General features: G+C 74.4%; 4 protein-coding genes. 2 read left to right on the top strand and 2 right to left on the bottom strand.

The features are described 5' to 3' along the window. The first annotated feature begins 61 nt into the window (after nt 1-61). Complete coding sequence (locus P696_RS0114870; RefSeq protein ID WP_026412965.1) at nt 62-286, top strand: MbtH family protein; 225 nt, start codon at nt 62-64, stop codon at nt 284-286. Between the two features lie 304 nt (nt 287-590). After that, a complete protein-coding gene (locus P696_RS45570) occupies nt 591-1562 on the top strand; it encodes a ParB/RepB/Spo0J family partition protein (protein ID WP_034484979.1) in 972 nt (323 codons plus the stop codon). 116 nt (nt 1563-1678) lie between these two features. On the opposite strand, the gene P696_RS45565 is transcribed toward P696_RS45570, so the two are convergent. Continuing rightward, a complete protein-coding gene (locus P696_RS45565; RefSeq protein WP_245627667.1) occupies nt 1679-3001 on the bottom strand; it encodes a cation:proton antiporter in 1323 nt (440 codons plus the stop codon). Between the two features lie 247 nt (nt 3002-3248). After that, nucleotides 3249-6203 carry a helix-turn-helix transcriptional regulator gene (locus P696_RS0114855; protein ID WP_026412964.1) on the bottom strand — a complete coding sequence of 985 codons (2955 nt, stop codon included), beginning with the start codon at nt 6201-6203 and terminating at the stop codon, nt 3249-3251. Nucleotides 6204-6522: the final 319 nt, after the last annotated feature.

Below are 6522 nucleotides of genomic sequence, written 5' to 3'. Positions count from 1 at the left end.
CGCCCTCACCGACGTTTTCGCCGCCCATCCGCATTACCGGACAGCGACCGGAAGGATTGACATGACAAACCCGTTCGAAAACGAAGACGGACGCTACTACGCGCTCATCAACGATGAGGGCCAGTATTCGCTGTGGCCGGTGTTCGCCGAGGTCCCGGAGGGGTGGCGGATCGTCCACGGCGAGGCCGGCCGGCAGGATTGCCTCGACTTCATCGAGCAGAACTGGACCGACATGCGTCCGCTCAGCCTGGTCGAGGAGATGCGGAAGTACGAAACGACCGCCTGAGTACACGACATACCGGCGAACATCCGGAGGCCGCGACGTTGACGCGTCGCGGCCTCCGCGCGTCAGCGGTGGGGTGGGGTGGCGTTCGATTCTTCTGGGGTCCCGCGATAATCGCGGAGTTGATCGGAAAGTTTCCTGAACGAAGTCCACGTTTCCGCAGGTGGACATGGATTCAATCGATCTGGCGCGGCGTAGGGGATGGGGTAGGGGAAACGTAGGGGTGTGGCCTGAATAGGGGTCCTGTTAGCGTCATTTTCGGGTCGAACGCCATTCTTTATGTCCCTCAGGGGGAGGAACGGACTTGATGCCAGACCTTGGACAGGGACGGGTCGCGGACCAGGTGATCCGCGTCCCGGTCAGCGCGCTGCTCGCCGCGGGGTCGCCACGGGACGCGGGCGAGGACGAGGAGCACGTCGAGACGCTCGCCGCGGCGGGGACGGGACTGCCGCCGATCATCGTGCACCGCCGGACCATGCGCGTCCTGGACGGACTGCACCGGCTCAAGGCCGCGCGCCTGCGCGGCGAGGACACCATCGAGGTGCGCTACTTCGACGGCGACGAGGCCGACGCCTTCGTGGTGGCGGTCAGGTCGAACATCGCGCACGGGCTGCCGCTGACCCTGGCCGACCGCAAGCGCGCCGCCGCCCGCATCATCGGCACGCACCCGCACTGGTCGGACCGCATGATCGCCACCGTGACCGGGCTCGCCCCCGGAACGCTCGCCGAGCTGCGCCGCCGGATCGCGGGGGAGAGCGGCGCCGAGGACGTCCGCGTCGGGCAGGACGGCCGGGTCCGCCCGATCAGCAGCGCCGCCGGCCGCCGCCGCGCGGGGGAGATGCTCACCGAGAACCCGGCGCTGTCGCTCCGCCAGGTCGCCCGCGTCGCCGGGATCTCCCCGGAGACCGTGCGGGACGTCCGCAACCGGCTGGCGCGCGGGGAGGACCCGGTGCCCGCCCCCCGCAGGCAGGGCGGTCCCGGCCCGAACCAGAACGACGTCCCGGCGCGCCCGGTGCCCCTCGCGCGTCCCGCCGCGCCGGACCCGCTCCTGATCGTCGACCGGCTCAGGTCGGACCCGGCGCTGCGGTTCAGCGAGGCGGGCCGGGACCTGCTGCGGCTGCTCGGCCTGCACATGCTCCGCGCCGAACAGTGGAACCGGATCGTGAACAGCGTGCCGCCGCACTGCGGCCCGATCGTCGCCGAGCTCGCCCGCGCCTGCTCGGACCGGTGGTCCGACCTGGCCGTCCGGGTCGAACGCCAGATGGCGGAGATCAGCTGACCGCGCTCCCGACGCCGAGTGCCCGCCCGGTGCGAACCGGGCGGGCACGGGAGGGGGGAGACGAACGGAACGCAGGGGGGCGCTTCGGGCGGGGGCGGCCTCAGCGTCCGGTCAGGTCAGTCCACCGCGGGTGAACGGGCGGTGCCGATGCCACCGGCGTCCTCGGTCGCGACACCGTTCGCCCCCACCCCGTCTGTCGCGACGCCGTCCGGTGCGGCGTCCGCGCCTCCGAGTTCCCGGGCGCGCAGCTGCTCCTCGGCGGTGTGCTCGACCCGCGCCATGGTCGCGCGCAGGACCGGCGGCGCCATCAGCGAGGTGACGATCGCCACCAGGATGACGATGGTGTACATCTCCGGGCTCAGGACGCCGAGCCGGAGCCCCACCATGGCGATGATGACCTCGATGACGCCCCGCGCGTTCATGCCCGCGCCGAGCGCGAGCCCCTCCCAGCGGTCCAGGCCGCTGAGCCGGGCGCCCAGGTAGGCCCCGGCGAACTTGCCCGCCACCGCGACGGCGAGGACGCCGAGGCCGGTCAGCAGCACGACCGGCCGGGCGAGCGCGCCGAGGTCCATGCGCAGCCCGGCGGTCGCGAAGAACAGCGGGGCGAGGACGGCCAGCACGATCGTCTGGAGCGGCCGGATCTTGTCCCGGTCGAGCGCCCCTGTCCCGGTGATGACCAGCCCGGCCACGAAGGCCCCGAACACCGCCTCCAGCTTCACCGCCTGGGTGGCGGCCGACGCCGCCAGCACCAGCAGCACGACCACGGTCACCGTCGGGCCGTCGCCCTCGGCGCGTCCGGCGGCGCGCAGCGTCCAGGCGACCGGCCCGCGCAGGGCCACGGCCGCGACGATCACGATCGGCGGCCACAGCAGCGAGATCGTGAGCTCCGAGGCCCGGATCCCGGTGGTCGCCATCGCCGAGACCACCGACAGCAGCAGCCAGCCGACGATGTCGTCCACCATCACCGCGCTCAGCGTGAGCTGCCCGACGTTGCGGTGGACGAGCCGCAGGTCCATCAGCGTCTTGGCGATGACGGGGATCGCGCTGACCGCCATCGCGATCCCGATGAACAGCGCGAACGTCGGGCGCTCGGCGGTGCCGGGGACCAGCGACCCCGGCAGCAGGAAACCGACGCCGACGCCGAGGCCAAGCGGGATCAGCAGGCCGCCCATGCTGATCCGCAGCGCGGTCGTGCCGCGCCTGCGCATGAGCGACAGGTCCATGTGCATGCCGGTGAGCGCCACCAGCAGCAGCACGCCGAGCTGGGCGGACGCGTCGAGGATGTGGAACCGCGCCGGATCCCGGGGCAGCAGCCACCCGCTCACGTCCGGCGCGAACCGCGCCAGCACCGACGGGCCGAGCAGCACTCCGGCGCACAGCTCTCCCACGATGGCGGGCATTCCGAAACGCATGCCCAGCCGGCCGAGCAGAAAGGCCATCAGGAGCAGGGATCCGACCTGAAGGAGAAAGACGAGAAGTTGAGAGGACGGAATCGGTGGCACAGGCGGAGCGGCGAGATCGGCAGCTAGCGGCATCGGTCCTCCGGCACAGCAAAGAAAGCCCATGGCGGTCATGACGAGAGAAGCTGCGGGGACGGGAATTCCTCAACCCGTTCTGGGCAACCCTACGCACCGGCCCGCCGCCGGGAAATCGTCCAATGTCGATTCCGTGCCGAGAAGAAGGGGGTCAGTTATCCTCCGGCGAAGCGGGCCGTAGCCGCGTCCGCAGTTCCGACCGGCGGCTGACGGCCAGCTTCCGGTACACCCGGGTCAGATGCTGCTCGACCGTGCTGACCGTGACGCGGAGGGCCTCGCCGATCTCACGGTTCGTCCGGCCCTCGACGGCCAGCTCGGCCACCTTCCGTTCCGCCTCCGTGAGCGCCCGCTCCTCGCCACCGCCGTCGGCGGCGGACCCGCTCGTCCAGGCGTCCTGCGGCGTGCGGTCACCGGTGCCCGGGGACGCGCCCGTCCCGGCCGGCGGGGTCGGAAGCCCGCACTGCCTCCTGACCCGCTCGGCCGCCTGCGCGGCGACTCGTGCGGGCTGGTGGCGGCCGACGGCGTCCAGCGCCTGGCCGAGCTCACCCAGCGCCAGCGCCAGCTCACACCGGTCGTCGCCCTGCTCCAGCACCCGGACGGCCTCGGCCAGCAGGCCGGGACGGTCGACGGGATCCGCGGCGGACGCCAGGACCCGCAGCCCCGCCCCCCTGGCCCGCGACGGCCCGGGACCGGCCAGGGCGAGCTGCCGCCGCGCGAGCGCGGCGGCCTCGTCCCGGTCGCCGAGCGCCAGCCGCGCCCACGCCGCCTCGACCCGCCACGGGACCAGTCCCGGCACGTCGCAGCCCCAGCGCGTCATGCGGTCCCCGCAGGCCAGGAAGTCGGCGAGGGCGGTCCGGGGACGGCCCGAGGCGAGGTGGTACCGGCCCCGGGCGTGCAGGTAGTGCAGCCCGGCGAGGGTCTCGAACATCGCCTCGGGGACCGCGACGCCCAGGTGGGTCGCGGCCTCCTCCAGGCGGCCCGCCGCCGTGGTGGCGAGCACGGTGACCGAGATCGGCACGCCGATGGCCACCCCCCAGCCGAGGGGGGACGTCCACGCCAGCGCCGCCCGGGCGTGCTGGTCGGCGGCCCGCAGGTCGCCGCCGCGCATCGCGGTCACGGCCTGGATCACCGTGAGGGCGGCGCGCTCGGCGGGTGCGCGCCAGCCGGGCTCCCGTTCGAGCAGCGCGTCGCACCAGTCGGCCGCCAGGGCCGGCCGCTCCGCGTAGACCAGCGCGGAGGCCGCCGCCACGACGTATTCGAACGACCACGTGGGCGGCTGGGCCCCGGCCAGCACCTCCTGTGCGACGGCGACCGGGTCGAAGGCGGCTCCGGTGGCCGTGCCGTCGGACAGGACGGCGGCCAGGGCCGCCGCCGCGCGCAACGGCCCGCTCGCCGCAGCCCCCGCGACCTCGAGATCCCCGGCGACCGGCCACCCGTCCGGACGCCCGTCGGGCCGTCCGTCCGCGCGTCCGTCCAAGCGCCCGTCCCCCAGCTGCCCCGGACGCCCGTTCGAGCGCGGTGCCGGACGCCCGTCGACGAGGCCGTTCGGGGGAGTCGCCGGGAGGCGGTTCGCGACTCCCGGGAAGGCGGTCGCCAGCAGCAACCGCGTGGCCGCCGCCTCCCGGACGAGCCGCCCGGGGGCGAAGCGGGCGGGACGGCTCCGGGCGAGGGCGCGGGCGGCGTCGTCCCGGCGTCCCGCCCAGGCCAGGTGGCGGGCCAGCGTGAGGACGCCGGGCTCGGCGAGCAGCCCGGACTGGAAGCCCGCGCCGAGCTCGGGCAGCAGGCGCGCGGCGACGGCCGGATCGGTGCGCCACTCGACGGCGGCGAGCAACTCGGCGATCCGGACGCCCTCGCGGGGGGTGACCACGCCCCAGCGGGCCAGCCGGAGGCAGGCGACGGCGAAGCGGGGGTCACCGGCGGCCACGGCCTGCTCGGCGGCCGTCAGCAGGATCTCCGCCGCCCACGGCCGCGGCGGCTCGTTGACCGCGACCAGGTGCCCGGCCACCTCCGACGCCGTCGCGCCGTCCTCGTGCAGCACCGACGCGGCGCTCCGGTGCAGCGCGGTCAGGTCGTCCGACGGCGCCGCGTCGAGGACGGCCGCGCGGATCGCCGGGGTCCGGAAGCCGTCCTCGGTGCACAGGCCCGCCCCGCGCAGGTGGTCGAAGGCGTCGGCCAGGTCCGCCGGATCCTCCCCCAGGACCCTGGCCACCAGGGCGGGCGTCCCGGGACAGGTCAGCACCGCCATGGCCTTCGCTACCCGTGACGCCGCGACGCCCGCGCGGCGCAGGACGTACACGACCGCCCGGGTGTACGCCGCGTCCGCCGTGAGATCGCCGGTGTTCCGCAGCGTGGCGTCGCCGTCCTTCAGCAGCGCGTCGACGAGGAGGGGGTTGCCGCCGCTGAGCTCGTCACAGCGGGCGGCCAGCCGCGCCGCCGCCTCCGCGCCGACCCGCTCGGCGAGCAGCCGCTCCTGACCGCGCCGGGACAGCGGGCGGAGCCGGAGGCGCCGGCAGTACGGGCGGCGGAGCAGTTCGGCCTGGAGGTGCGGCAGACCGGACCCGGCCGCCGTGGTCGCGGCGAGGACCAGCGTGATCCTCGAGGTCCGCAGCCGGTGGGCCAGATGCGCCAGCCAGTGGAGCGAGGCGCCGTCGGCGGCGTGGGCGTCGTCCACCAGCAGGACCAGGGGCCGGGTCTCGGCGTGGCCGAGGAGGACGGCGGCCAGCTCGCGCGCCATGGCGGTGCCGAACGGCGCGTCCGGCGCCTCCGCCGTCCCCGTCCCGCCCGCGGAGCCGGGGACGAAGGCGGTGCCGAGCAGGCCGTCCTCCAGGAGCCAGAGCGCCTCCTCGGACATGCCCGGGGGAGCGCCGACGCCCCGGACGAGCTGCCGCAGCACCGCGAGCGTGACGTTCTGCCCGGCCGCCGTCCCGGCGGCTTCCAGAACGAGCGCGCCCGTGGCGGCGGCGTGCTCGCCGAAGGCGCGGAGAAGGGTCGTCTTTCCCGTCGCGGCGGCCCCGTCGATGATCACGACCCGGCCCTGTCCGTCAAGGGCCCTCGCGAAGTCGTCGCGCAGTGCCGTCAGTTCGAATTCTCGCTCGACCATGGTCATGCACGCGTGCCTCCGCGCACCCGGAATTCCGCTCGGCGATCGTGGCTCCCGCTCTTCCCGCGCCTTGGTCCCGGCCGGCTTCCGCGCTCCAGGCGACCTGCCCCGCGAACGTGGGTCGCGAAGCGCGGCGGGTGCCTCCGGCATGCGTGTGACCTCCGCTTACTTGGGAGCGCGGGCCTGCTGGCCGACGTCTCGAAGTAGAGCACGCGGATCGTTAGATTCAGTTAAACGGGGCCGTCACGGCGTCGAAGGCGGGCGCCCGGGAGGGCCGGTAATACGTGTGACGGCGAACGCGACGCGGCGGAAATCCGCCGGTATT

Origin of the sequence: Actinomadura oligospora ATCC 43269, assembly GCF_000518265.1 — a bacterium.
GTDB classification, from domain to species: Bacteria; Actinomycetota; Actinomycetes; order Streptosporangiales; family Streptosporangiaceae; genus Spirillospora; species Spirillospora oligospora.
Note: the sequence above shows the minus strand (reverse complement) of the source record. Positions and strands in the feature narration are given on the sequence as shown.

Excerpts from the sequence above, each read along its gene's own strand:
- P696_RS0114870 (WP_026412965.1), top strand. The coding sequence starts at position 62 with ATGACAAACCCGTTCGAAAACGAAGACGGACGCTACTACGCGCTCATC.
- P696_RS45570 (WP_034484979.1), top strand. The coding sequence starts at position 591 with ATGCCAGACCTTGGACAGGGACGGGTCGCGGACCAGGTGATCCGCGTC.
- P696_RS45565 (WP_245627667.1), bottom strand. The coding sequence starts at position 3,001 with ATGGCCTTTCTGCTCGGCCGGCTGGGCATGCGTTTCGGAATGCCCGCC.
- P696_RS0114855 (WP_026412964.1), bottom strand. The coding sequence starts at position 6,203 with ATGACCATGGTCGAGCGAGAATTCGAACTGACGGCACTGCGCGACGAC.